The sequence below is a fragment of the Vibrio sp. 10N.222.49.C9 genome (assembly GCF_041474985.1).
Lineage (GTDB): Bacteria > Pseudomonadota > Gammaproteobacteria > Enterobacterales > Vibrionaceae > Vibrio > Vibrio crassostreae_C.
Map to the genome: position 1 here is coordinate 1 of NZ_JBFRVD010001032.1, position 382 is coordinate 382.

Here is a 382-nt window from a genome sequence, read left to right on the forward strand (position 1 = left end):
GCCATAAACGGGGTCGGAGCCCATGTAGATGCATAGCGCAAGCAGCAATACGGTGGCAGCCAAAAACCATGTTGGGTCTTGGGCAAAATTTGCAATCAACATGATGCCAATCAATGCACCAAACAGGGTGCCGATCAGTCGTTTACGTGCCTTTTTTTTTCCTGCTGTTAAGGTGTCAGATATTGCTAGCACATTGACGGTCATCGCTGACCAATAAGGCCGCTCAAGGTTAAAATATAATGCAGAGGCGATGGCTAGACAGAAGGCGAATGCGACCTTTAGCGCAGTTTTGGTTTGGTCTGTCAGTTGAGGTGCAAAGGGCGACATAAAGGTGTGAGGCTGTGGCTACGAGATCCACATATTTTATCGCGGATTGATATAG

General features: G+C 47.6%; 1 protein-coding gene. It reads right to left on the reverse strand.

The window, feature by feature from the left end; translation table 11 throughout:
- The coding region (locus tag AB4585_RS26755; RefSeq protein WP_372171772.1) for an FUSC family protein at positions 1-327 on the reverse strand (327 nt) is incomplete at its 3' end.
- Positions 328-382: the final 55 nt, after the last annotated feature.